The sequence below is a fragment of the Massilia sp. YIM B02769 genome (assembly GCF_030411995.1).
Taxonomy (GTDB): domain Bacteria; phylum Pseudomonadota; class Gammaproteobacteria; order Burkholderiales; family Burkholderiaceae_D; genus Telluria.
This window is the reverse complement of record NZ_JASNRC010000001.1, coordinates 453,863-478,378: the sequence shown is the minus strand read 5'-3', so window position 1 is coordinate 478,378 and position 24,516 is coordinate 453,863. Positions and strand designations below refer to the sequence as shown.

Below are 24,516 nucleotides of genomic sequence, written 5' to 3'. Positions count from 1 at the left end.
TCCGCCACCCGGCGGATAGTGAAGTATATCAATCTACTTTCCATGCATAAACTTCTTGTCGATAAACAGAGGCAACAAGTGTTGCAGTCAGGCACAAACTCAGGCGGAAAACAGTATTAATGGAATTGAGACAACTCCGTTATTTCGTTGCCATCGTCGACCATGGATCGCTTTCGCGCGCCGCGCTGGTGTTGCACGTGGCGCAGCCGGCGCTGACCCAGCAGCTTCGCCAGCTGGAAGAAGAACTCGGCGCCCAGCTCCTGCACCGCTCGGCCCACGGCGTGCTCAGCACCGACGCCGGCAAGATCTTCTATGAACATGCCCAGGCCATCCTGAAACAGGTGGCCGATGCGCGCGCCGCCGTCACCCAGTCGGCCACCCGCCCCTCAGGCAGCGTCAGCCTCGGCCTGCCGCACAGCATTTCCGGCGCCCTGGCCCTGCCCCTGCTTACCGCCGCGCGCGCCACCTACCCCGAGATCACCCTGCAGCTGACCGAGGAAATCACCGGCAACCTGATCGAGCAGCTGAAATCCGGACGCCTGAACCTGGCCGTGCTGTTCGACGACGGCCAGCTCGGCGGTGTCGAGACGACGCCGCTGGTCGAGGAAGACCTGGTGTATATCTGCCGCGCGGGTTCTAGCTGGGTGCCGCAGGCTTCCACGATCACGCTCGCAGCCGCGCTGGCGACGCCCCTGATCCTGCCGGCCCGCCAGCACGGCGTGCGTCCGCTGATCGAGCACAGCGCCGCGCAAGCCGGGCTGGCGCTGGCCGGCATCATCGAGATCAACTCGATCGCCATCCTGAAGTCGGCCCTGCTGGCAGACATGGGCGCGACCCTGCTGCCGCTGGCGCCGCTGCGCACCGAGATCGAAAGCGGCGCCCTGGTGGCCGTGCCGGTGCACAGCCCGCCGATCCGGCGCGGCGTCACGCTTTGCGCCTCGCGCAATATCCCGCTGACGAATGCGGCGGCGGCCATCGGCCGCCTGGTGCGCGAGGTGACCGACACGCTGTGCACGAATGGGCAATGGCCCGGCGCCCGCTTGCGGCAGTAGGGCCATCAGTTTTTCTTATACCCCCATCCCGATTCCGTATTTCCTCCTTCGCCAGCGCAGGCCCTACACTCCACGCCAACCGATAAGTCGCCTACCGCGACAAGCACCTGCCGCAACGCACGCCTACCCGGCGCTGTTGAACAGCAGGTACAACACCATCACAAGCTGGAGACACACATGCCCGACACCGCCGCGCCGCGCGCGCCTGCGCACGACCATTCCTCGCGCCTCACTACCGTCACCCTGGACGACAAATACACCGCCAGGACCGGCAACATCTTCCTGTCCGGTATCCAGGCCCTGGTACGCCTGCCGATGATGCAGCGCGAGCGCGACGCCGCCGCCGGCCTGGACACGGCCGGCTTCGTCTCCGGCTACCGCGGCTCGCCGCTCGGCGGCCTCGACGAAACCCTGTGGAAGGCGAAGCCGCACCTGGAAGCCAGCCACGTGCAGTTCGTGCCGGGCGTGAACGAAGACCTGGCCGCGACCGCCGTCTGGGGCACGCAAACCGTCGACCTGATCGGCCCGAGCAAGTACGACGGCGTGTTCGCCATGTGGTACGGCAAGGGCCCGGGCGTGGACCGCTGCGGCGACGTCTTCAAGCACATGAACCATGCCGGCACATCGAAACACGGCGGCGTGCTGCTGGTGGCCGGCGACGACCACGGCGCCTATTCCTCGACCCTGCCGCACCAGTCGGATCACATCTTCTCGGCCTGCATGATCCCGGTGCTCTACCCCTGCAACGTGCAGGAATACCTGGACCTGGGCGTGCACGGCTGGGCGATGTCGCGCTTCTCGGGCTGCGCGGTCGCCTTCAAGGCCCTGGCCGACACGGTCGAATCGAGCGCCTCGGTCGACGCCAACCCCCACCGCGTGCAGGTCAAATTGCCGCAGGACTTCGTGATGCCCGAAGGCGGCCTGAATACCAAGTTGTCGTCAGTCCCGCTGGGCCAGCAGGCGCGCAACCAGGAAGCGCTGATGCAGGACTATAAGATCTACGCAGCCCTGGCCTACGCCCGCGAAAACAAGCTGAACCACACCACCATCGACAGCCCGAACGCCAAACTCGGCATCATCGCGTCCGGCAAATCCTATCTGGACGTGCTGGAAGCGCTGGAAGAACTCGGCATCGACGAAGTCATGGCCGCGAAAGTCGGCCTGCGCCTGTTCAAGGTGGCGATGATCTGGCCGCTGGAGCCGGAAGGCGTGCGCGAATTCGCGCAGGGCCTGGAAGAAATCCTGGTGGTCGAAGAGAAGCGCCAGGTCGTCGAGTACCAGCTGAAGGAACAGCTGTACAACTGGCGCGACGACGTGCGTCCCCACATCATCGGCAAGTTCGACGACAAGGGCGAGTGGGTCGCGCCGCGCGGCGACTGGCTGCTGCCGCCGAAAGCCGACTTCTCGGTGGCGCAGGTGGCGCGCGTGATCGCCGGCCGCATCGCGCGCCTGGTCGCCGACGACACCACGCGCGACCTGATCCGCGCGCGCCTGGCCTTCCTCGATGCGAAAGACGCGGTGCTGCAAAAGGCGATCAGCACGCCGTTCCGCCCAGCGTTTTATTGCTCTGGCTGCCCGCACAACACCTCGACCAAGGTGCCCGACGGTTCCTTCGCGCTGGCCGGCATCGGCTGCCACGTGATGGCCACCTCGATCTACCCCGAGATGAACAAGCTGACCACCCACATGGGCGGCGAAGGCGCGCCCTGGATCGGCCAGGCAGCGTTCTCGAAAGTGCCGCACGTGTTCCAGAACCTGGGCGACGGCACCTATTTCCACTCGGGCTATCTCGCCGTGCGTGCCGCCGTCTCGGCCAAGGTGAACATCACCTATAAAATCCTGTACAACGACGCGGTGGCCATGACCGGCGGCCAGCCGGTCGACGGCCAGACCTCGGTGCCGATGATCGCCCAGCAGATGGCGGCCGAAGGCGTGAAGCGCATCGCCCTGGTCACCGAAGACCTGTCGCGCTATGCCGACAGATCAAGCCTGCCCGGCATCGTCACCCTGCACGACCGCAAGGAAATGGACGACATCCAGCGCGAACTGCGCGACTTGCCGGGCGTGTCGGTCATCATCTACGACCAGACCTGCGCCGCCGAGAAGCGCCGCCGCAGAAAGAAAGGCGAGTTCCCCGACCTGCCCAAGCGCATGGTCATCAACGAAGCCGTCTGCGAAGGCTGCGGCGACTGCGGCATCCAGTCGAACTGCGTCTCGATCCTGCCGAAGGAAACCGACTTCGGCCGCAAGCGCCAGATCGACCAGTCGTCCTGCAACAAGGACTATTCCTGCGCCAAGGGCTTCTGCCCGAGCTTCGTCACCGTCGAAGGCGGCACGCTGAAGAAGAGCAAGGCCGGCGCGGGCAAAGGCGATGACGATGGCTGGGGTCTGCTGCCCGAGCCTGTGCTCCCATCGGTCGAGCACCCGTACAACATCCTGATCAACGGCATCGGCGGCACCGGCGTGATCACCGTCGGCGCCCTGATGGGCATGGCCGCCCACCTGGAAGCGAAAGGCGCCTCGGTGCTGGACATGACCGGCATGAGCCAGAAGAACGGTTCGGTCACCTCGCACGTGAAGATCGCCGCCACCCCGGAGCGCCTGCGCGCCCAGCGCATCGCCACCGGCGAAGCCGACCTGGTGCTGGGTTGCGACATGCTCACCACCGGCGCCGCCGATGCGATCTCGAAGATGCGTCCGGGCCGCACGCTGGCCATCGTCAATCTGCACGAGCAGCCGACCGGTACGTTCGCCCAGAACGCCGACTGGCAGTTCCCGGCCGAGGACGTGCGCGGCCTGATCGTGGAAGCCGTGGGTGGAGCCTCCGGCGCCGACTTCGTCGATGCCACCAAACTCGCCACCGCGCTGATGGGCGACTCGATCGCCACCAACCTGTTCCTGATGGGTTACGCCTGGCAGAAGGGCCGCATTCCGCTCACCGAAGCCTCGCTCATGCGCGCCATCGAGCTGAATGGCGTGGCGGTGGCTTCGAACAAGAAGAGCTTCCTGTGGGGCCGGCGCGCGGCGGTCGACTTCAAGCGTGTCGAGCGCACCGCCACGCCGACCCAGGCGGTGCTGGTGCAGATGCCGCAGAGCCTGGACAACGTCATCAAGAAGCGTGTCGACTTCCTTACCGACTACCAGGATGCGGCCTATGCCGGCATCTACCTGGACCTGGTCGAGCGCGTGCGCGCCGCCGAAACGGCGGTCAGCATGGGCAACCGGCTGTCGATGGCCGTGGCCAGGTACTACTTCAAACTGATGGCCTACAAGGACGAGTATGAGGTGGCGCGCCTGTACACCGATGGCCGCTTCCTGGAAAGCGTGAAGTCGCAGTTCGAGGGCGACGTGAAGCTGAAGTTCAACCTGGCGCCGCCGATGTTCGCGAAGAAGAACGCCAAGGGCGAGCTGGTGAAGCAGGAATTCGGTGGCTGGATGCTGGGCGCGTTCAGGCTGCTGGCCAAACTGAAAGGCCTGCGCGGCGGGGCGTTCGACGTGTTCGGTTACACGGCCGAGCGCAAGATGGAGCGCGCGCTGGTCAATGAATATCGCCAGATGATCGAGGCGCTGCTGCCTTCCCTGACTGCTGCTTCCCATGCCGACGCGGTCGAGCTGGCCAGCCTGCCGGAACAGATCCGCGGCTTTGGCCACGTGAAGGAAAAAGCGGTCGAGAATTTCCGTCTGCGCAAGGCGGAGCTGCTCAGCGGCAACATCAAAAAACGCGCCGCGTAAATATTGATGTCCTAACCGCGTGGACACAGGTGTCCACCCTACAAAAGCGATTCTCCGTAGGGTGGACTCCCGAGTCCACGCGGTATGGCACCGTCGATCATTCGCGGCATCTCCCCATCGCCGAACGCATCAACCACGCACGCGAACCCCACACCCCGAACTTGACGTTAACGTTAACGTCATATACCGTACAAATCGACCCTGTCCGCTTCCGATTCCAGAAGGAACACCATGAACGACATCACCCCCGCCGCCAAGCTCGACCTGCCTGAACAGCCAAAACTGGCCAACAAGGTGCGCTTCGTCACCGCCGCCTCCCTATTCGACGGCCACGACGCCTCGATCAACATCATGCGCCGCATCCTGCAGTCGAACGGCGTCGAGGTCATCCACCTCGGCCACAACCGCTCGGTCGACGACGTCGTCACCGCGGCCCTGGCCGAAGACGTGCAAGGCATCGCCATCTCCAGCTACCAGGGCGGCCACGTCGAGTACTTCAAGTACATGATCGATCTGCTCAAACAGCGCGGCGGCGCCCACATCAAGGTGTTCGGCGGCGGCGGCGGCGTGATCGTCCCGTCCGAGATCGCCGAACTGCATGCCTATGGCGTGACCCGCATCTTCAGTCCGGAAGACGGCCAGCGCATGGGCCTGGTCGGCATGATCCGCTCGATGATCGAAGCCTGCGACATCGACCTCTCGCCCTACGCGCCGACCAGCATCGACGCCCTCCAGCAGGGCGACATCGCCGCACGCCACCGCCCGCTGGCCCAGCTGATCACGGCCCTGGAAAACGGCAAGGCCGACCCGGAACTGCGCAAGGGGATCGTCGAAGCCGCCGACAACCTGCGTGTACCTGCGCTGGGCATCACCGGCACCGGCGGCGCCGGCAAATCCTCGCTGACCGATGAACTGATCCGCCGCATCCGCCTCGACCAGAACGACCGCCTGAACATCGCGGTGATCTCGATCGACCCGTCGCGCCGCAAGTCGGGCGGCGCCCTGCTTGGCGACCGCATCCGCATGAATGCCATCAACCCATGGAATGGCCAGGCGCGCGTGTTCATGCGCTCGCTGGCCACGCGCGAAGCGGGTTCGGAAATCTCCCACGCCCTGCCGGACGTGATCGCGGCATGTAAAGTCGCCGGCTTCGACCTGGTGATCGTCGAAACCTCGGGCATCGGCCAGGGCGACGCCGCCATCGTGCCGCACGTCGACGCCTCGATGTACGTGATGACCCCGGAATTCGGCGCCGCCTCGCAGCTGGAAAAGATCGACATGCTCGATTTCGCCGACTTCATCGCCATCAACAAGTTCGACCGCAAGGGCGCCCAGGATGCGCTGCGCGACGTCGCCAAGCAGTACCAGCGCAACCGCGAACTGTGGATGCAAAGCCCGGACCAGATGCCGGTGTTCGGCACCCAGGCCTCGCGCTTCAACGACGACGGCGTCACCGCCCTGTACCACGGCCTGCTGCCGAAGCTGGCGGAACTCGGCCTGAAGATCGAAGCCTCGAAACTGGCGGCGCCAGAGCAGAAGCATTCGAGCGGCAAGAACGTGATCGTGCCGCCCGCCCGCGCGCGCTACCTGGCCGAGATCGCGGACACCGTGCGCGGCTACCACAAGAACACGGCCAAGCAGGTCAAACTCGCCCGCGAGCGCCAGCAGCTGCGCGAAACGAAGCGCATGCTGGCCGCGGCGAATCGTGCCGAATCACAGCCGAACCTTGTCCTGGACGACCTGATCACCGAGCGTGAGAACGCCATGGACGGCAACGCGAAAAAGCTGCTCGACATGTGGCCCGACATGCAGGCCGCCTACGCCGGCGACGACTACGTCGTTAAAATCCGCGACAAGGAAATCCGCACCAAACTGGTGCAGAAAACCCTGTCCGGCACCACCATCCGCAAGGTCGCGCTGCCGCGTTTCGAAGACCACGGCGAAGTGCTGCGCTTCCTGATGCTGGAAAACGTGCCGGGCTCCTTCCCCTTCACGGCCGGTGTGTTCGCCTTCAAGCGCGAAGGCGAAGACCCGACCCGCATGTTCGCCGGCGAAGGCGACGCCTTCCGCACCAACAAGCGCTTCAAGCTGGTCTCGACCGGCATGGATGCGAAGCGCCTGTCGACCGCCTTCGACTCGGTCACCCTGTACGGCGCCGACCCGGCACTGCGCCCCGACATCTACGGCAAGGTCGGCAACTCGGGCGTCTCGATCGCGACCCTGGACGACATGAAGGTGCTGTACGACGGCTTCGATTTGTGCAGCCCGTCGACCTCGGTGTCGATGACCATCAACGGCCCGGCCCCGACCATCCTGGCGATGTTCATGAACACCGCCATCGACCAGCAGATCGACAAGTTCGTTCAAAATAACGGCCGCCAGCCGACCGCCGACGAAGCCGCGAAGATCAAGGAATGGGTGCTGGCCAACGTGCGCGGCACGGTGCAGGCCGACATCCTGAAGGAAGACCAGGGCCAGAACACCTGCATCTTCAGCACCGAGTTCTCGCTGAAGGTGATGGGCGACATCCAGGAATATTTTGTCCACCACCAGGTGCGCAACTTCTACTCGGTGTCGATCTCGGGCTACCACATCGCCGAAGCCGGCGCGAACCCGATCTCGCAGCTGGCGTTCACGCTGTCGAACGGCTTCACCTTTGTCGAAGCCTACCTGGCGCGCGGCATGCACATCGACGACTTCGCGCCGAACCTGTCCTTCTTCTTCTCGAACGGCATGGACCCGGAATACACGGTGCTCGGCCGCGTGGCGCGCCGCATCTGGGCCGTATCGATGCGCGACAAGTACGGCGCCAACGACCGCTCGCAAAAGCTGAAGTACCACATCCAGACCTCGGGCCGTTCGCTGCACGCGCAGGAGATCGACTTCAACGACATCCGCACGACCTTGCAGGCGCTGATCGCGATCTACGACAACTGCAACTCGCTGCACACCAACGCCTACGACGAGGCGATCACCACGCCGACCGACGAATCCGTGCGGCGTGCCCTCGCCATCCAGCTGATCATCAACCGCGAATGGGGCCTGGCGAAGAACGAGAACCCGAACCAGGGTTCCTTCATCATGGACGAACTGACGGATCTCGTCGAAGAAGCCGTGCTGCAGGAATTCGAGCGCATCGCCGAGCGCGGCGGCGTGCTGGGTGCGATGGAAACCGGCTACCAGCGCGGCAAGATCCAGGAAGAGTCGATGCTGTACGAGCACAAGAAGCACGACGGCTCGCTGCCGATCATCGGTGTGAACACCTTCCGCAATCCGAAGGGCGCGGAAGCCCCGGCGACGATCGAACTGGCCCGTTCCACCGACGACGAGAAGCAGTCGCAGCTCACGCGCCTGGACGCCTTCCACGCCCGTAACGCCGGCGCGGCGCCGGCTGCCTTGGCCGCCCTGCAGCAGGCCGCGATCGACAACCAGAACGTGTTCGAGAAGCTGATGGACGCCGTGCGCGTCTGCTCGCTGGGCCAGATCACCACCGCGCTGTTCGAAGTGGGCGGGCAGTACCGCCGCAACATGTAAGCCCGGCGGCCCGCCGCTCAATCCCCGCGCAAGGCGTTCACGGCCGGCGCGGGGATTTTTTTCGCCTGCGGTGGCGCGGCGATGCTGCGCACCATCAGCTGCGGGATGCCCGGCAGCTTCAGGCCCAGCCCGAACAGCAGGTCGCGCCACAGGCCGCCGCCGTTCGCCTGGAAGCAGGGCGTCAGGGCCTTGCTGAACAGCTGGTAATTGCGCACCGCGCACAGGCGCTCGTCCGAATACAGCGCGCCGCCTTCAATCGCACCCTGCGCGCCGACCGCGTTGGCCAGCGCCAGCGCATCCTGCACCGCCAGCGTACTACCCAGGCCCAGCTGCGGACTCATGGCATGCGCGGCATCGCCGACCACGCACACCGGCCCGCTGGCCAGGCGTTTGGCGCGGGCATGGCGGTAGGTGGCCAACGCAAACTGATCGTGACCGACGATTTGCTCGACCACGGGCGTCGACTCCGGCCACAAGGCCAGCAACTCGTCCTTCCATCCCTCGATGGAACGCGCCTGCCAGGCGGCATAGTCGCTGCAAGGCAGGCTCCAGAACATCGACAGGCGCAGCTTGTTGTCAATGCGCGCAGTCGGCATCAGCCCGTACATTTGGCGCGTACCGCCGTAGCGCTGCTCGAGCAGGGCCTGCCCGGCCCAATCGGCCACATCGAACATGGCCCACAGCGCGCCCCATTTTTAGACCGTCGAGGCCACCGCCAGCCCGACCTGGGCCGGCAGCGTCGATGCGGCGCCATCGGCGATCACCACCAGGTCGAAGCGCCGGTCCGCATCGGGCGTGACGACTGCCGCCTGCGCGCCATGCACCACCACCCGCTCGACCGGACTGGCATAGCGCAGCTGCACGCCAAGGCCCAGCGCCGCATCGAGCAGCAACTGCGCCAGCGCCGTGCGGCTGACGCCACGCGCCTCGCCTTGGCCGTAGTCGATGTCGACGATGCGCCAGTTGCGGTGGCAGGTGCCGATCAGCCGCGTCACCGGCACGCTGGCCGCATGGAAGGCGGCGCCGACGCCCAGCGCATCGAGGGCGGCAATGCCTTGCGGCTGGATCAGGATGCCCGCGCCCAGCGGCGCCAGCGCGCGGTGCTTCTCGAACACCGTCACCGCATGCCCGGCACGCGCCAGGGCAATGGCCGTGGCCAGCCCCGCGGTTCCGGCGCCGATGACTCCCACTTCCAATTTGTTTCCGTTTGGCATCATCAGTTCATTCTAGTGGATGTTCTAGAATGGCTCTACCGCTAATCGATGGAGGCTGGCATGCCGATCAAACCCGAGCAACTTGCCGAACTGATGCGCGAAGTCGAGCAGGAAGACCCGATCGACTTTGCCGACCTGCCGTTTGCCGAGGAAGACCTGCGCGCACTGGTGGCCAGCCACCTGTGCGAGATGGCTGCCGCGATGGAAAACTTCAGCACCGAGGATCGCCTGATGACCCTGCTGGCGGTATCGGCCAAGCTGGTACTCGAAAACATGGTCCTGCACGTGCAGCTGCTGCGCCGCCATGGTTTGCCAGTGGGCGAGAATGTCGAGGCCCTGCTCAGCCGCCTGCGCAAAGGCGAATCCGACTAGCTTTTAATAGCCCTGCGGACATACTTTTTCCACATGCCAATTTTCTCCCGAGAAAAGCGTTCTCGAGGGAAATCGCGTGCATGCAACAGCAATGAAATAGTCCGGGAGTTGTGCGGGATACAGTCCATTCCTTGAGGTATTATTGTTAGTGAGGAAACTCGTCGCCCGCCTTTCGGACGGCACCCGCACAACCCTTGAGGAACCCATGTCCCGTAAAGTCTCCAAGATCACCCTGACCACCGCCGCCCTGACGAGCGCCCTCCTGCTGGGCGCCCTGGGCGGTTGCAGCCGCGACGAGTCCACCGCGACCCTGCTGGCCGAAGCCAAGCAATACCAGCAGAAGGGCGACACCAAGGCCGCCCTGATCCAGCTGAAGAATGCCGTGGCGAAGAGCCCGGAAGACGTCGAAGCGCGCCTGCAGCTGGGCACCCTGTATGTCGAGACCGGCGATGCGGTGTCGGCCGAAAAGGAATTGCGCAAGGCCGCCAGCCTGGGCGCTGCGCCCGAGCGCGTGCTGCCGGAACTGGCGCGTGCCCTGCAGTTCCAGGGCAAGTTCAAGGAAACCCTGGACGAACTGAAGCCGGAGCTGGTGGCCAAGTCGGCGCCGCTGCTGGCCCTGCGCGGCGATGCCCTGCTGGCCCAGAACCAGCAGGACGACGCGAAGAAATCGTATGAAGCGGCCATCGCCCTGCAAGCCAACAACGGCGCGGCCCTGACCGGCCTGGCGCGCCATGCCCTGGTCAAGCGCGATGCCGAGGCGGCCGAGCGCTACGCCACCGAGGCGATCACCAAGGATGCGAACAATCCCGACGTCTGGATGTTCCGCGGCGGCATGCTGCGCGCCACCGGCAAGGGCGAGGAAGCCCTGAAAGCCTTCGACAAGGTGCTGGCCCTGCGTCCGAACGACCGCAACGCGAACGTCGAGAAAGCCTATATCCGCATCGAGCAGGGCAAGTACGCCGAAGCGCGCGCCGAGATCGAAGCCGGGCGCAAGGCCTCGCCGAACAGCTTGGCCGTGACCCACGTCCAGGCCCTGGTCGACTACACCGAAGGCAAGTACCCTGCCGCGCGCGAATCGCTGCAGAAAATCCTGAAGAGCGCGCCGGAACACCTGCCGAGCATCCTGCTGGCCGGCGCCGTCGAACTCAACCTGGGCGCCAACGGCCAGGCCGAGAGCCACCTGCGCAAGTACCTGGCGGCCGATCCGAACAACCTGTACGCACGCAAGCTGCTGGCCCAGGCCCTGCTCAAGGGAGCGCAGCCGGGCGACGCGGTCGCCACCCTGGCCCCGGCCATCGACAACACCAACGACCCGCAACTGCTGGCCCTGGCCGGCGAGTCCTACATGCAGGCACGCGAATTCGGCAAGGCCACCGCCCTGTTCGAAAAAGCGGCCAAGCTGGCGCCGGACGCCGCCGTGGTCCACACCTCGCTCGGCCTGTCGCGCCTGAGCCAGGGCGACAGCGTCCAGGCCATCAACGAACTGCAGCGCGCCGCCGAACTCGATCCGAAGTCGCCGCGCGCCCTGACCGCCCTGGTCCAGGCCGAACTCAACCTGAAGCACTACGACAAGGCCCTGGCCGCCGCCGAGAAGCTGGAACAGGCCCAGCCCGACAATCCGCAGACCCAGAACCTGAAGGCCGCCGTGCACCTGGCCAAGGGCGATGTGCCGGCCGCGCGCGCCGCCTTCGAGAAAGCGCTGCAGTTGCAGCCGACCTTCTTCCCGGCCGCCGCCAACCTGGCCCAGCTCGACCTGCGCGAGAACAAGCCGGACGCCGCCCGCAAGCACTTCGAGACCATCCTGGAAAAGGACAAGAAGAACTTCGGCGCCATGGCCGCCCTGGCCGACCTCGCCATGCTGCAGCAAAAGCCCGACGAAGCGACCACCTGGCTGGAAAAGGCGCAGGCCGAGAACCCGGATGCGATCCCGGCCGTGCTGAAGCTGGGCGCCCACTACCTCGGCACCAAGCAGGAGAAAAAGGCGCTGACCCTGGCCCGCAAGTTCCAGGCCTCGAACCCGTCCAGCGCCGACATGCTCGACCTGCTCGGCCAGGCCCAGCTGGCCAACGACGACGGCCAGGGCGCGCTCGACAGCTACAGCAAGCTGGTCGGCATGCTGCCGAAGTCGGCGCTGGCGCAGATGCGCCTGGCCGCCGCCCAGTCGCGCCTGAAGAACGACGGCGCCGCCGCCGAAGCGCTGAAACGCGCCGTGGCCCTGCAGCCGGACCTGCTGCAGGCGCGCGTGGCCCAGGTGGAACTGGCCATGCGCCGCGGCCGCCAGGACGAGGCGCTGGCGATGGCGCGCGACCTGCAGCAGCAGAACCCGAAGTCGCCGGTCGGCTTCCTGCTCGAGGGCGACCTGCAGCAGACGCTGAAGAAGCCGGACCTGGCCGTGGCCGCCTACGACAAGGCGCAGGCGATCACCAAGTCGGGCGCGATCATGATGCGTACCGCCGAAACCCTGCGCAAGGCCGGCAAGGCCAAGGAAGCGCAGGCGCGCATCACCGCCTGGGCCAAGCAGAATCCGAACGACGCCGGCGTGCAGATGTACCTGGCCGAGTCGTACATGGCCGAGAAGCAGTTCAAGCCGGCGATCGCGATCCTGGAAGGCCTGGTCAAGCGCGATGCCAACAATGGTCCGGCGCTGAACAACCTGGCCTGGGCCTACCAGCAGGAAAAGGATCCGCGCGCCCTGGCGACGGCCGAGCAGGCCTACAAGGTGGCGTCGACGAATGCCGCCGTGATGGATACGCTGGGCTGGATGCTGGTGGAACAGGGGAACGTCGAACGCGGCTTGCCGCTGCTGCAAAAAGCGGTGGCGGGCGCACCGGCGGCGCCGGAACTGCGTTATCACCTGGCGGTCGGCCTGCATAAATCGGGCGACAAGAAAGGCGCGCGCAAGGAACTGGAAACCCTGCTGGCCCAGAACCGTCCTTTCCCCCAGCTGGAGGACGCGCGCGCGTTGCTGAAAACGCTGTAACGTTCTACTATCTGAACATACTAAAAAAGCACCATACAAAAAACAGCGGCATGGATGGATGGGGTGCGTCAGGCCAGGTTTTCCGGCGATCGGAAATCCTGGCCTGTGCGTCGAAAACGGGGCGTCGCCAATTCACGGCGGCGCCGCAAAACGAGGTGTCCGGCGATGACAATCAATCAAGATGCGAAGGAAAACGGAGATATATCCGTGGAAATTCTATCGAACGCTCATGTTTTTGAGGATCGCGATAATATAGCGAGCTCGGAATTAGAGGATGTTATCGTGAACCAAGATTCATATGGAATCCGGCTTACCGATACGGCGAAAGGACGCAATTCGGCCAGCATGCTGGTCAACAAGATGTATGCCTGGCGTGGCTACGCAGGGACACACCAGTTCTCGGACGACCCCAACCGCATCACCCTCACCGCCACCGACAAGGGCGACGTCGTAGGGACCCTGACGCTGGGGATCGATTCGCCGATCGGCCTGATGGCGGACCAGATTTTCAAGGAAGAACTCGACGCCTACCGTGCGAATGGCGCCAAGCTGTGCGAATTCACCAAGCTGGCATTCGACCCCACGGTGCGCTCGAAAACCTCGCTGGCCAACCTGTTTCACCTGGCCGTGATTTACGCCCGCGATATCCACGATTGCACCGATATCGTTATCGAAGTCAATCCGCGCCATCGCCGCTTTTACGAGCATATGCTCGGATTCCAGCGCGTCGGCGACGTCAAGACCAATCCGCGCGTGAATGCGCCGGCTTACCTGCTGCGTATCAGCCTCGACTATGTGACGGAGCAGATCAAGAATCTCGGCGGCACCTGGTCCACCACCACCAACGAGCGTTCCTTCTATCCGTATTTCTTTTCGCCGCGCGAAGAACAGGGCATTATCAACCGCTTGCGCCGCATCGACGAACAGCAGGTCGCCTGAATTCCATCACTGGGCGCCAGGCGTGCCCATTTTCGCCGCTTCCGCCGTTTTCGCCGCGACTCCCCAGTTTTTCCTTTTCCGCACATGACGACTCCTTTCCCCTACGAGCAGGCTTTTTCCCGAAACATTGGCTGGGTAACGAAAGAGGAGCAGGCGAGATTGCGGCAAAAGCGGGTGGCGATCGCCGGCGGCGGCGGCGTCGGCGGCGTGCACGCCATGACCCTGGCGCGCCTGGGCGTCACCAAATTCCACATCGCCGACTTCGACAGTTTCGACGTACCCAACTTTAACCGCCAGGTCGGCGCCATGGTCTCGACCCTGGGCCAGCCGAAAGCCGACGTGATCCGCCGCATGCTGCTCGACGTGAATCCCGACTGCGAGGTCACGGTCTTCGGCGAAGGCATCAATGCCGGCAACCTGGAAGCCTTTTTGCAGGGCGTCGACATGTACGTCGACGCGCTCGACTTCTTCGCCTTCGAGATCCGCCAGCAGACCTTCGCCCTGTGCGCCCGGCTCGGCATCCCGGCCAGCACCGTGGCGCCGCTGGGCATGGGCGCGGCCCTGCTGAACTTCCTGCCGGGCCAGATGACCTTCGAGGAATACTTCCAGTGGGGCGACCTGCCGGAAACCGACAAGGCCGTGCACTTCGTGGTCGGCCTGGCGCCGGCCGGCCTGCACCGCCCCTACCTGGTGGTGCCGGAAGCGGTGAACTTCGTCGAGCGGCGCGGCCCCTCGACCATCATGGCCTGCCAGCTGTGCGCCGGCGTGATGGGCACCGAAGCCCTGAAGATCCTGCTCGGCCGCGGCAAGGTCCTGGCCGCGCCCTGGGGCGTGCAGTTCGACGCCTACCGCAACAAGCTAGTGCGCACCTGGCGCCCGGGCGGCAACAAGAACCCGCTGCACCGCCTGATGATCGCGGTGGGCAAGAAGCAGCTGGCCAAGGACCTGGCCGCCGCCGGAGCGACGCGATGAACACGCAGGCAACCACCATCGAACAGATCCTCGAGCTGGCGCGCTGGGCGCCCAGCGGCGACAACATGCAGACCTGGCGCTTCCGGATCGCGGCGCCGGACCGGCTGGAAGTGCACGCCTACGACACGCGCGACCACTGCGTGTACGACCTCGACGGCCACCCGAGCCAGATCGCCTTCGGCACCCTGCTGGAAACGATCGCCATCGCCGCCAGCGGCCATGGCCTGCGCGCCGACATCGCACGCCAGCCGGAAGGGCCGGACACCCATCCGGTGTTCGAGGTACGTTTCGTTGCCGATGCATCCGTCACGCCCAGCCCGCTGATCGGCGCCATCAAGGAGCGCACCGTGCAGCGCCGCCCGATGAAGACCACGCCCCTCACGGATGCGCACAAGCGCCAGCTGGAAGCCGTGGTGGCGCCCCACTACACCCTGGGCTGGCTGGAAAGCCGCGACCAGAAGTGGAAGGCGGCCAAGCTGATGTACAACAACGCCCGGCTGCGCCTGACGATGCCGGAAGCCTTCGAGACCCACCGCAGCATCATCGACTGGAAAAACCGCGACAAGAGCCCGGACAAGGTGCCGGCGAACGCCCTCGGCGTGGACGCCATGACCCTGCACCTGATGAAGTGGGCAATGGTCAGCTGGCGCCGCATGAAGTCGGTGAACACCCTGATGGGCACCTGGGCGCCGCGCCTGCAGATGGACCTGGCGCCCGGCATGGCCTGCGCCGCTCACTTCGTGCTGCGTGCGAACAGCAAGCCGGCCTCGATCGACGACTACGTGGCCGCCGGCCGCGCCCTGCAGCGCTTCTGGTTGACCATGACCACGCTCGGCCTGTACATGCAGCCGGAAATGACGCCATTGATCTTTTCCAAGTACGCGCGCGAAAACACCCGCTTCACCGCCGATGCGCGCCTGGAGGCCTCGGCGCGCGAACTGCAGCGCCAGACCGAGGCCCTGATCTTCGGCGGCGCCGGGCATCCGGTCTACATGGGACGGCTGGGCTATGGGCCGCGTCCGGCCGCCCGCTCGGAGCGCAAGCCGCTGGCGCAGTTGATGATATCCTGAGCAGGGAAAAGATCCCCCCAAAAAAAACGGCAACCATCTGGTTGCCGTTTTTTTTCGTTGCCGTTTTTTTCGTTGCCTTTTTTTGTCATTGCCGCTTCTTGTATCCGGCCGCGCATCGCTATCCGTCGCGCAAAGACAAAAAGAGCGGGACCAGCCCGCTCTTTTCATTGCATCAGGAAATTCCCGACGACTTAGGCCTTCTTGGCGCGCTTGCGAGCAGCGACGCCGGCGCCCAGCATGGCGATGCCGAACAGGGCCAGCGAACCTGGCTCTGGCACTTCAGCCAGCTTGAACTGACCGTTGTTGCCGACGAAGAAATACTGGCCTGGGGTGTTCGCGTAAGCGGTGCCATCGCAGCCGGCGCCGGTGAAGCCGGCGAATTCGCAAGCGACTTCCGAGACCAGGCGGTCGGTTGGCTCACCCAGGGTGTTCGCGTTGGTGAAAGCGAACGACAGGATCGATTCCATCGACAGGTCATCGCCGTTCGAGTTGAAGAAGTAGCCTTCAGCCAGCTGGCCCGGCATGGCTTTCGCCAGCACGGTCACTTGGCCGTTGTTGATTGGCGAGCCGCTGGCATCGACCAGGCCGCCGCCGCCGGCCAGCACGCTGAATTCGGCGATCAGGTTGCCCAGGTTGGCGCCGTAGACACCTTCGGTGCCTGCGTATTGGCCGTTGGTCGGGTTCTGGTACATGCGGATGGTGCCGCCGGTGAACGAGAACGCGCCGCTGAAGTTACCGGTGCCGTTTGCTTCGAAAACAGCGCTGATGTTGCCGCCAGCGTAGTTGATTGGGAACAGGGCGCCGTTGCCGTCAGCCTGGGTGATGTTGAACACAGCGTGTTCACGGAACTCGAAACTGGTGCCGCCGGTTGGGTTGATCTGGATGAAGGCGTTGCCGTTCACGTCCAGGTATTCGTTGATTTCCTGGCCGGCTTCATAGCCGCCGCCGTTCGGGTTGAAGACCCAGTCGTTCAGCACAGGGCCAGCGTGGGCGGCCGAGGCCATGGACATTGCAACAGCAGCAGCGCAGGTCAGTTTCTTCAGAAATTTCATGATCGGTAATCCTCGATGTGGTTGATCGGTTTTGGCAAACACACTCAACTATTAGCAAGGCCCGTGCCAGGATTTCACATTCTTTTTAAATCAACAACTTAGCGTCGATTGTTAGCGTATCGCTAACTGATCTGTAAAAAATATCGACATACATTTCTTATTTGCAAATGTCAAGAAGAATGTTTAATGTTTCTTATGCAACTTACTGTTGAGCTGGTCGATGATCTCGCTGGCTGCGCCGACGATCTGCGCCGCCTCGAAACCGGCGCGCGACAGCTCTTTATAGAATGAACGGGCCAGGATGCGCGCTACCTCGTCCGGGTTGCGGTAGGCAGCCGGCGGCGCGCCGTCGGCCTCCTGCGCCAGCGCCTGGCGCGCAAAACGCGAGTCGAGCAGGTGTTGCAATTGCGCCACCTGGACCGACTTGCCGATGAACAGGCAGATGACTTCGAACATGACCAGGTCGGCCTGCGTGAAGCCGGCGCCGGCCACGTTCGCCACGCCGACGGTACGGCCTTCGATCCGGATCGGCGCCGACATCATGCTGCGCCCCGGGTCCTGCGGGCGCCGCGCCAGCAGCGCATAGGCCGACTTGCCGATGTCCTCGACCAGCAGCGCCTGGCCGCTGGCCAGCACCTGGCCGCAGATCGCCTCGCCGCGGCCGATGCTCGCTTCCAGCGCCGCGGCCGGCAGGCGGTCGCCGGGAGCGCCGGCATGGGCATGCACGCGCAGGCGCTCGTCCTTGCCGCCGCCGCTGAGCAGCATGACCGAACAGCTGTCGGCGCGCAGCATGTGCGCGCATGCGCGGGCCTGGCCCTGCAGGGTGTCTTCCAGGCTGCCGTCCGACAGGAAATGCTGCAACGCGCGCAAGCGGGTCAGATCCGGGTTGTCCTCCATTGCCACCTCCTCGTCGACGGGCCGGGCCCGTCCGTTACGCCGCGAAGGCGACGGCCTCAGCGTGCGGGCTCGGCCTTCGGCGACAGGAATGCCTTGTGAAACAAATGCCGCGACAGCATCAGCGGCGGCATCCGCAGCCAGTTGCCGCGGATATACAGTGCGGCGCGCGCGGCGGCGTCGAAGGCATCGGCGCAGCTCGGATGCGGCGGCTGCAGCGCGCGCAGGAACAGCGCGTCCATCAGTGTCAGCAAGGCCGCGTTCGGGGCGCCGGGGCGCGCGGCGTCCAGCACGGCGGCCGGCACCGGGGTGCCGAGCAGGCGCGTGCAGTAACGCAGGGCATAGCATAGCGGACGCGCCAGTTCCAGCTCGCGTGCACGCGCCGGCAATGCCGCCCAGAATCCCGGCTCGGCGCCGAAATGGACCAGCAGGCGGTGCAGGTCGAACAGGTCGCGCAGGCCGTGGTGGTATTCGCCATCGGAAAACAGGTGCACGGCGCTGTGCAGCACCATGTCGCAGGGCGCCAGGGTAGACACGCCGTCGTGGCCGGGTACCGGACGGGCGGCGGCGCGCAGGCGCGCCGGGTCGGGACGCGCCGCCGCCGTCTCCGGCAGGATCGCGTGGTGCACGTCGATCACGCTGGCGCGGCGCATGTGCTGCATCGGCGGCAGCTCGTGCATCCATTCGCGGTAATAGCGCTGGTCGTAGGCGTCGTGATGGGAGCCGGCCCAGCCGTGCAGCATCAGCAGGCTCTCGACGTCGGCCAGGCGTTCCTTCGGCACCAGGATATCGATGTCGGAAAACAGGCGCCCGGCGCCGGCCGGCAAGCCGGCGATCGCGTAGGCGCCGCCCTTGAGCAGGATCAGCGGCAGCCCGGTCTCGGCCAGCGCCAGCTTGATCTGCCTGAGTTCGAGGGCCACCGCCCGCAGATGGCGTTCCCAGACCGTGCGCGCCCAGCCCAGGCGCCGTTGCACGCGTGCCGGCAAGGCCGGGAGCACCCCCGCTTCCTCGGCCAGCAGGCCGAGGGTGGCGGCCAGGTTCGCCGCCAGGGCCTGGCGCAGCAGCAGGTCCCATTCGGGTTCGCCGAAGCGCGCCATGGCGCCGGGTTCGCGCAAGGCCTGCAGCAACAGCGGCAGCGGCGGCCTCATGTGCGCTCCCGCAGCAGTTGCTCGAACACGGCGATGGCGTCGTCCAGCACGCCGTAGCGGAAATCGAAGGTGCGCGCCGCATCGACCACGCCGGCCACCGCCTGGAAGCCGGCTTCGCCCAGCAGGCTGTAGTTGAAGGCGTTCTCGGCCAGGCGCATGTGGGCGCGGGCCTGCGGCACCGGGGTCAGTTCGGCCGCGGCGCCGGCCTGCCACTTCGGGAACACGATCCAGGCCGGCGCCGCCGCTTCACCGGCGCGCGCCACGCTGTCGCTTGAAGCCCGCATGTGGGCCACGGTGCCTTTCACGGTGTCGGCCACCGGGCGCGTGAAGGCGGCCGCCGGGGCATAGTCGCGGATGATGCCGATCGAGGCATTCTTCAGGCTGACCGGGCGCGGCAAGGGATCGACGCGGCCGTCGTCCAGGCGCACCAGGGTCAGTTCGTCGGACAGCAGGCGCCAGCCGCGGTTGACCAGCGCCGCGCACAGCGTGCTCTTGCCGGAGCCGGGCGGCGCCGGCAGGATGGCGGCCAGGCCGCCTTTCTCGATCACGGCGGCGTGGATCACCAGCCAGGAATGCGCCTGGCTCGAGACGCACCAGTTCATCGCCCATTCGAACATCGGGAAAGCCTGGTCCAGCGGAAGGGGCTGGAAAGGCGCCATGCCGTCGAAATGGAAGTGCACTTGCGGACGGACGAAGCGGCGCAGGCCGCTTGAACCGCTCAGGCGCACGTGGAAGTCGGCCAGGCTGCCCTCTTCCAGCACCGGGTAGTCGGCGTACATCGTGCCCAGGGTCTGCGCCAGGAGCGCAAGCGGGCTGTGGACGCAGGTGACGAAGGGGCCGGTCTGCAGGCGCAGGCCGGGGCCGCGCAGGCGCGCGCGCAGCGCGCGTTCGCCGAGGCTGGCCAGGGTCAGCAAGGCTGGGCCTCGACCAGGTTCAGCGCGGCCAGGTCGGCCAGCACTTCGTCGAGCTCGTCCAGCGTCCCGGCATCGGCATCGGCGCCGGCCAGCAAGGTGGCCAGCAAGGCGGCCGGCTGCGACGCGCCGCGCAGCAGTCCCAGCAGGTCGAGGACATCCTGGCCCAGCAAATGGGTATCGCCCGTCAGGTCGTTGAAGAGCACGCATTCGCCGTCGTGGCAGCGGTGTACCAGGCGCTGGCCGGGGACCAGGCGCCAGATCGGCGGACTACGCATGCGTGGTGATACCCGGCAGGCTAGCGGAAGGTGGTTTGCAGGTAGGCCGAGATTTCCAGCCCGGTCCATGGCCGGGCGCTGCCGCTCGGCCGGTAGCTGCCCTTGATGGTGAACTCGTCCCAGATCGCCACGACCTTGTCTTCCGGCAGCACGCTGGCGATGCCGCTGTTGCGCGACGCGCGCGCATTCAGCAGGGCGGTGACGATCTGCAGGGCCACGAAGGAGCGGTCGATGGCGCGCACTTCCTTGGTCTGCTGGAGGATCTGCAGCAGGGTGATGTTCTTCAGGCCGGCATACGCGCCGCGCGGGGCCAGCACCTCGACGAAACGGGTTTCCGGACGCGTGCCGCAGCGCGATTTCCAGGCGCGGTGGTTGTCGCGCCAGTAGGTGTAGGAATGGTTGTTGCTGCAGGAATTATTCGGATTGTGGCTGGCCGACTTGATCGACATGAAGCCCGAAGGCGACGCGCAGACACCGCCGTAGTGGCCGAAGGTGGCCATGCCCGGCTGGCTGTGCAGGGTCAGGACGACACCGGCCGCACCGGCGCCGGCGCGCGTGAAGCGGCGCCGCGCCGCGCCGCGCGCATCGAGCTGGGGCACATCGTGTGCCGCCTGGGCTTCCGGTGCTGGTTGCGCCTCGTTCGCCGGAGCGCTGCGGCCTTCTTGATCTTCCATATCGACGTTTTCCTGAGTCATCGAAAGTATGCCATAACCCTGTGGGGCCTCTGCTTTTCCAACATTAAAGCAAGCCGCGTACCAGCTCAAATAAATTGACTAAATGCAACAAAGAATCAAGCACTTAGGCCAATTCTACGGGGTACACGCCAAAATACAACGACGCCTTCACGGCGCCGTTGTAAGAAAACCCGACAGTCGCGCTAGTTCGACAACCAGCGCCAAGCTGCTTAGAAGAAGCTTTCCGGCACCACCAGGATGTCGCCCGGACGCATCGGCATGTTGGCCGAGATGTCGCCTTCCTTGATCAGGTCGTCCAGGCGCACGTTCAGCTTTTCCTGCTTGCCGTCGACGTTGCGGATGATGATGGCCTTGTTGCCCGAAGCGAATTCGGTGACGCCGCCGACGGCGATCAGCACATCCATCAGCGACATGTCGCGGCGGTAAGCCAGCGCTTGCGGCTTGGCGGCCTGGCCGATCACGCGGATCTGCTCGCCGTAGTTGCCCACGAAGCCGGTTACGACCACGGTCACGACCGGCTGCTGGATGAATTTCGCCAGCGCGGTCTCGATGTCGCGCGCCAGGGCGGTTGAGGTCTTGCCGGCGGCCGGCAGGTCTTCGACCAGCGGGGTGGTGATCTTGCCGTCCGGACGGACCGGCACCGACATCGATACTTCCGGATTGCGCCAGACGATGATGTTGACGGAGTCGCCCGGTCCGATCAGGTAGTCGGCCGGTGCGGCCTGGGCCATGGCGGCGGCCGAAGGCGCGGGCGGCTTGCTGGCGCAACCCGCCAGGGCCAGGCCGCAGGCGACCGCCAGGGTCAGTTTCGTCAGGTTCGTCATGATCTTGTTCACGTCCATTCCTTTCCCGGCATGCAGCGACCGGCAACGCCCCGCTGTGTCGAATGCCACAAAATTGTTATTTAGCCATCAAACCGGCGTATTGTATCGTAATCGTGTTTCCTCAAAGGCATGCACGATTGAAATACTTCTATTTTTTCATTTCCGTTGCAGCAGTTCCAGCACGTACTGCGAAGGGATGGCGTAACTGATGCCGCTTGGCGTCGTGATCGCCGTTTCCTTCAGCCCCTTAACGAACACCATATTAATAACAGCAAGTACGGCGCCTGTGTCGGGATCGTAGACCGGACTGCCGCTGTTGCCCGGATACGCCGTGCCGTCGAGCTGGAAGATCTTCATGCCGCCGCGCTGCAGCTGGGTGATGGCGCGCGCATCCAGGCGCTTCGAGCTCATCGAAGGCATGACGATCGGCGTCAGCGCCGACAGGTTGGCGCGGTGGGTCACGTGGTTCAGGCCCAGCACCATGCCGAGCGGGAAACCGGTGAACGCCAGCGCCTGACCTTCGACCGCCATGCGCGAATCGCCCAGGGCCAGCGCCGGCAGCGGCGCCCCGCCCTCGAGGCGCAGGTGGGCCAGGTCGTGCTCGCGGTCGAGTGCCACCAGGCGCGCCGGACGGAAGGCGATGTCCTGGCCGCTGCCGACCACCACGCCCAGCTGCTCCATCTTCGCCGCGTCGAGCTTGTCCGGGACCACGTGGGCATTGGTCACGATGCTGAAACCGTCGCCGACCGCGAAACCAGTGCCGGTAAACATCACCGAGGGGCTGCGCGTCTTCAGGAAGCTGCCGACCCCGACGATAGCCGGCTTGACCTGGGGAATCGTGCGCACCAGGCCATCGGCACGGGCCGGCGCGCCCGGCAGGGCCAGCAGGCTGGCCACTCCCAGCAGGGCGGCGCCGACCCAGGCGCGGCGCGGCGGCCGCGATAGCCATGCCTGTGGTTTTTTATTATTTCGATTAGGAATCAATCGTGCAGACCTTTTTGTATTTTAAACATTACAATACATCAGCTTGATGTTGAGCAAAGCGACCCCGTGTCCCCTCCTCCAGAAGTTTCACGGTTGACCTAGTGCAACATTTAGGCCCCAGCAAAGTTTGCCTGATGACAATAATACCCCGTCAGGCGCACCGGGGGCCGGGTTTTATGCGTTGCAGCTAAGAATTTGTGTTGTAAGCGGTGCCATCCGGCGCGTTTATTAGCACAATTTTCCGGCACGCAATTGCAATTGCACAAACTACAAGCGATGATGCGGGTTCTTTGTTGATTGTTGTAGCTGGCGCAGCCGCGTCCGGCATTCATGGCGAGACTGACGAGATGGCAGAAATAACAGCCCTTATCCTGAATTTCCTCAAGGCCATCGGTAAATACCGTTGGCATGCGGTGACCATCACCTGGGTGGTGGCGCTGATCGGCTGGGCCATCGTGCTGCGGCTGCCCAACCAGTACGAAACCACGGCCCGGGTCTATGTGGATACCCAGAGCATCCTGAAGCCCCTGCTGTCGGGCATGACCTCGCTGCCGAACGTCAACCAGCAGGTGACGTTCATGCGCCAGACCCTGATCAGCCGTCCGAACGTGGAAAAGGTCATGCGCATGACCGACCTCGACGTCAAGGCGCGCGACGCCGACGAAAAAGAGAAGATGATCGACTCCCTGATGTCGAAGATCACCATCGCCGGCACCGAGCGCGACGACATCTACACCATCAGCTATAAAGCCTCCGATCCGAAGCTGGGCAAGGACGTGGTGCAGTCGCTGCTGACCATCTTCATGGAAGGCAGCTTCGGCGGCAAGCGCCAGGAATCCGACAAGGCTGTCCAGTTCATCGACGACCAGATCCGCAGCTATGAAGAAAAGCTGGCGGCCGCCGAGAACACCCTGAAGGAATTCAAGATCAAGAACATGGGCCTGCTGCCGCGCGAAGGCGCCGATTTCGGCAGCAAGGTGGCGTCCGCCAGCGACTCCCTGAGCCAGGCGAAACTCGAACTGGCCGAGGCCGAGCAGTCGCGCAACGCGATCCGCCGCCGCATGACGGGCGGTGGCAAGGACGGCGCCGGCCCGGTCGATCCGGAACTGGCCGAGCGCATCGCCACCACCCAGAAGAACCTCGACTCGCTGCGCCTGCAGTACACCGAGCAGCATCCCGACATCATCGCCACCAAGCGCCTGCTGGAACAGCTCCAGCAGCGCAAGAAGGACGAAGCGAAGAAGGGCGGCGCCAACCCGAACCTGGCCGCCAGCCCGATGATGCAGCAGCTGAACGTGAGCCTGTCGGACGCCGAGTCGCGCGTGGCCGCCCTGCGTGCCCGCGTCAACGAGTACCAGAACCGCGTCAACACCCTGCGCACCCAGAGCACCACCGCGCCGGAAGTCGAAGCCCAGCTGGCCCAGCTGAACCGCGACTACCAGGTGAACCGCGAAAACCACCAGCGCCTGATCGAGCGCCGCGAACAGGCCCGCCTGTCGGGCGACCTGTCGTCGGCCACCGACATGCTGGCCTTCCGCGTGATCGAACCGCCGCTGGCGCCGTCGGTGCCGACCGGCCCGAACCGCCCGGTGCTGTTCACCGCCGCCTTCCTGGCCGCGCTGGCGGCCGGCCTGGCCGGCGCCTTCCTGATGAGCCAGTTCCGTCCGACCTTCCTGAGCCAGGCGGCGCTGCGCGAAGTGACCGGCATGCCGATCCTCGGCACCATCAACATGCACTGGACCGATGGCCAGAAGGTGCGCCGCAAGAAGCGCCTGTACGGCCTCGCCGCCACCGTGCTGCTGCTGATCGGCCTGTATGGCGCCGGCGTGGCGACGATGATGGCCCGTCCGGGCCTGTAAGGAAGA

General features: G+C 65.1%; 19 protein-coding genes. 9 read left to right on the top strand and 10 right to left on the bottom strand.

Going from position 1 to position 24,516, the window contains the following annotated elements:
* Positions 1 to 119 precede the first annotated feature (119 nt).
* From QPK31_RS02205 to icmF, 3 genes are all read left to right on the top strand, one after another.
* Positions 120 to 1,052, top strand: a complete 933-nt coding sequence (locus QPK31_RS02205; protein WP_290421304.1) for a LysR substrate-binding domain-containing protein — start codon at positions 120 to 122, stop codon at positions 1,050 to 1,052.
* Between the two features lie 177 nt (positions 1,053 to 1,229).
* Positions 1,230 to 4,784, top strand: coding sequence for an indolepyruvate ferredoxin oxidoreductase family protein (locus QPK31_RS02200; protein ID WP_290421303.1), 3,555 nt, complete (start codon positions 1,230 to 1,232; stop codon positions 4,782 to 4,784).
* 231 nt (positions 4,785 to 5,015) lie between these two features.
* Entirely contained in the window at positions 5,016 to 8,318 is a 3,303-nt protein-coding gene (gene icmF / locus QPK31_RS02195; protein ID WP_290421302.1) for a fused isobutyryl-CoA mutase/GTPase IcmF, read from the top strand.
* Between the two features lie 17 nt (positions 8,319 to 8,335).
* On the opposite strand, the gene QPK31_RS02190 is transcribed toward icmF, so the two are convergent.
* Together QPK31_RS02190 and QPK31_RS02185 are read right to left on the bottom strand one after the other, a co-directional pair.
* The gene (locus QPK31_RS02190) at positions 8,336 to 8,992 is read right to left on the bottom strand and encodes an FAD-dependent monooxygenase (protein WP_290421301.1); all 657 of its coding nucleotides are present in this window, start codon (positions 8,990 to 8,992) and stop codon (positions 8,336 to 8,338) included.
* 21 nt (positions 8,993 to 9,013) lie between these two features.
* Entirely contained in the window at positions 9,014 to 9,532 is a 519-nt protein-coding gene (locus tag QPK31_RS02185) for an NAD(P)/FAD-dependent oxidoreductase (protein ID WP_290421300.1), read from the bottom strand.
* A 60-nt stretch (positions 9,533 to 9,592) separates the two neighbouring features.
* Here QPK31_RS02185 and QPK31_RS02180 point away from each other — a divergent pair, with 60 nt between their 5' ends.
* The 5 genes from QPK31_RS02180 to QPK31_RS02160 all read left to right on the top strand — a co-directional run bounded on the left by QPK31_RS02180 (position 9,593) and on the right by QPK31_RS02160 (position 15,865).
* Positions 9,593 to 9,904 (top strand): hypothetical protein, encoded by a 312-nt coding sequence (locus QPK31_RS02180; protein ID WP_290421299.1) that lies wholly within the window; start codon positions 9,593 to 9,595, stop codon positions 9,902 to 9,904.
* Between the two features lie 205 nt (positions 9,905 to 10,109).
* Positions 10,110 to 12,884: an XrtA/PEP-CTERM system TPR-repeat protein PrsT gene (gene prsT, locus QPK31_RS02175; RefSeq protein WP_290421298.1), complete on the top strand. Its 2,775-nt coding sequence runs from the start codon at positions 10,110 to 10,112 to the stop codon at positions 12,882 to 12,884.
* Positions 12,885 to 13,166: 282 nt separating this feature from the next.
* The gene (locus tag QPK31_RS02170) at positions 13,167 to 13,823 is read left to right on the top strand and encodes an N-acetyltransferase (RefSeq protein WP_290421297.1); all 657 of its coding nucleotides are present in this window, start codon (positions 13,167 to 13,169) and stop codon (positions 13,821 to 13,823) included.
* An 84-nt stretch (positions 13,824 to 13,907) separates the two neighbouring features.
* A complete protein-coding gene (locus QPK31_RS02165; protein ID WP_290421296.1) occupies positions 13,908 to 14,795 on the top strand; it encodes a ThiF family adenylyltransferase in 888 nt (295 codons plus the stop codon).
* Positions 14,792 to 15,865: a nitroreductase family protein gene (locus QPK31_RS02160; RefSeq protein ID WP_290421295.1), complete on the top strand. Its 1,074-nt coding sequence runs from the start codon at positions 14,792 to 14,794 to the stop codon at positions 15,863 to 15,865. The genes QPK31_RS02165 and QPK31_RS02160 overlap by 4 nt, the downstream gene beginning before the upstream one ends.
* A gap of 191 nt (positions 15,866 to 16,056) precedes the next feature.
* Here the strand turns inward: QPK31_RS02160 and pepA are convergent, their stop codons facing one another.
* The 8 genes from pepA to QPK31_RS02120 form a co-directional block, all read right to left on the bottom strand.
* The gene (gene pepA / locus QPK31_RS02155) at positions 16,057 to 16,917 is read right to left on the bottom strand and encodes a flocculation-associated PEP-CTERM protein PepA (protein ID WP_290421294.1); all 861 of its coding nucleotides are present in this window, start codon (positions 16,915 to 16,917) and stop codon (positions 16,057 to 16,059) included.
* 183 nt (positions 16,918 to 17,100) lie between these two features.
* Complete coding sequence (locus QPK31_RS02150) at positions 17,101 to 17,814, bottom strand: GAF domain-containing protein (RefSeq protein ID WP_290421293.1); 714 nt, start codon at positions 17,812 to 17,814, stop codon at positions 17,101 to 17,103.
* Positions 17,815 to 17,870: 56 nt separating this feature from the next.
* Positions 17,871 to 18,959: a nucleotidyltransferase family protein gene (locus tag QPK31_RS02145; RefSeq protein WP_290421292.1), complete on the bottom strand. Its 1,089-nt coding sequence runs from the start codon at positions 18,957 to 18,959 to the stop codon at positions 17,871 to 17,873.
* Positions 18,956 to 19,873, bottom strand: a complete 918-nt coding sequence (locus tag QPK31_RS02140) for an HprK-related kinase A (RefSeq protein ID WP_290421291.1) — start codon at positions 19,871 to 19,873, stop codon at positions 18,956 to 18,958. Before QPK31_RS02140 ends, QPK31_RS02145 begins: the two co-directional genes overlap by 4 nt.
* Positions 19,867 to 20,148, bottom strand: coding sequence for an HPr-rel-A system PqqD family peptide chaperone (locus QPK31_RS02135; protein ID WP_290421290.1), 282 nt, complete (start codon positions 20,146 to 20,148; stop codon positions 19,867 to 19,869). Before QPK31_RS02135 ends, QPK31_RS02140 begins: the two co-directional genes overlap by 7 nt.
* A 20-nt stretch (positions 20,149 to 20,168) precedes the next feature.
* Positions 20,169 to 20,822: a hypothetical protein gene (locus tag QPK31_RS02130; RefSeq protein WP_290421289.1), complete on the bottom strand. Its 654-nt coding sequence runs from the start codon at positions 20,820 to 20,822 to the stop codon at positions 20,169 to 20,171.
* Between the two features lie 230 nt (positions 20,823 to 21,052).
* On the bottom strand, positions 21,053 to 21,685 hold the full coding sequence (locus QPK31_RS02125; protein WP_290421288.1) for an XrtA/PEP-CTERM system exopolysaccharide export protein: 633 nt from the start codon (positions 21,683 to 21,685) through the stop codon (positions 21,053 to 21,055).
* A 138-nt stretch (positions 21,686 to 21,823) separates the two neighbouring features.
* Entirely contained in the window at positions 21,824 to 22,651 is an 828-nt protein-coding gene (locus QPK31_RS02120) for a serine protease (RefSeq protein ID WP_290421287.1), read from the bottom strand.
* 347 nt (positions 22,652 to 22,998) lie between these two features.
* Between QPK31_RS02120 and QPK31_RS02115 the strand changes: the two genes are divergently transcribed.
* Entirely contained in the window at positions 22,999 to 24,510 is a 1,512-nt protein-coding gene (locus tag QPK31_RS02115; RefSeq protein ID WP_290421286.1) for an XrtA system polysaccharide chain length determinant, read from the top strand.
* The last annotated feature ends 6 nt before the right edge of the window (positions 24,511 to 24,516 follow it).